Origin of the sequence: Curtobacterium sp. PsM8, assembly GCF_030433875.1 — a bacterium.
GTDB lineage: Bacteria > Actinomycetota > Actinomycetes > Actinomycetales > Microbacteriaceae > Curtobacterium.
This window is the reverse complement of the sequence record NZ_JARUXD010000147.1, coordinates 1-1,439: the sequence shown is the minus strand read 5'-3', so window position 1 is coordinate 1,439 and position 1,439 is coordinate 1. Positions and strand designations below refer to the sequence as shown.

Below are 1,439 nucleotides of genomic sequence, written 5' to 3'. Positions count from 1 at the left end.
CCCCCCCCCCCCCCCCCCCCCCCCCCCCCCCCCCCCCCCCCCCCCCCCCCCCCCCCACCCCCCCCCCCCCCCCCCCCGGGGGGCCCGGGGGGGGGGGGGTCCCCCCCCCCCCGCTCCACCCGGTACGACCCATCCACACACAGCGGGGCCCCGGCCCCAACTCCTCAACGAAGAGAAAGCAATCACATGCGCAAGAAGATCGTCGCCGGCGTCAGCCTGGCGCTCATCGCGGGCCTCGCCCTCAGCGGCTGCTCGGCCCGTGGCAACTCGGGCGACTCGGGTTCGGGCTCCGGCTCGAGCTCGACCATCAAGAAGGGTGACCTCATCGGTGTCGCCCTCCCCGCCAAGACCTCGCAGAACTGGGTCCTCGCGGGCGCCGCGTTCAAGAAGTCGATCGAGAAGGCCGGCTTCAAGGCCGACATCCAGTACGCCAACGCCGGCAGCCCGGTCCCGGACCAGCAGTCGCAGATCTCGGGCATGGTCACCAAGGGCGCGAAGGCGATCATCGTCGGTGCCGCCGACGGTTCGCAGCTCGGCTCGCAGGTCAAGGCCGCCAAGGCCGCCGGTGCGACCGTCATCGCCTGGGACCGCAACATCCTGAACACCGAGAACGTCGACTACTACGTCGCGTTCAACAACTTCAAGGTCGGCCAGCTCCAGGCGCAGGCGCTCCTCAAGGGCCTCGAGGAGAAGAAGGGCGACAAGCCGTACAACGTCGAGCTCTTCGCCGGTTCGCCGGACGACGCCAACGCCACCGTGTTCTTCAACGGTGCGATGGACGTCCTGCAGCCGAAGATCGACGACGGCACGATCAAGGTCGTCTCCGGTCAGACCTCGTTCCAGAAGGTCGCCACGCAGGGCTGGCTCGCACAGAAGGCCCAGTCGCGCATGACCGACCTCCTGGCGCAGTACTACACGGGTGACACCGAGCTCGACGGCGTCCTCTCGCCGAACGACACGCTCGCCCGTGCGATCCTCACCGCGACCAAGGCCGCCGGCAAGGACAACCCCGTCGTCACCGGTCAGGACTCCGAGACCGCGTCGATCCCGCTCATCATGCAGGGCACGCAGTACTCGACCATCTACAAGAACACCACCGACGAGGCCCAGGCCGCGATCGACCTGGTGTCCGACCTGGCCGACGGCAAGAAGCCGAAGACCGTGAGCGACAAGAACAACGACAACGGCAAGAAGATCGTCCCGACCGTCGAGCTGACCCCGGTCCTCGTCACCAAGGACAACGCCGTCGAGGCGTACTCGAACGACGACACGCTCGAGGCACTCGCCAAGAAGGGCTGAGTCTCCCCGACCCAGCAGAAGGGCCCCCGCGCGGGCGCGCCCGGGGGCGGGGGGGGGTGCGGGGGGGGGGGGGGGGGGGCCCCGGGGGGGCCCGGGGGGGGGGGGGCCCCCCCCCCCCCGCTCCACCCGGTACGACCCAT

The 1,439-nt window shown here is 70.5% G+C and carries 1 protein-coding gene; it reads left to right on the top strand.

Annotated features, from left to right (window positions below):
* The first annotated feature begins 186 nt into the window (after nt 1–186).
* Nucleotides 187–1,299: a substrate-binding domain-containing protein gene (locus QCD68_RS17160; protein WP_301223887.1), complete on the top strand. Its 1,113-nt coding sequence runs from the start codon at nt 187–189 to the stop codon at nt 1,297–1,299.
* The last annotated feature ends 140 nt before the right edge of the window (nt 1,300–1,439 follow it).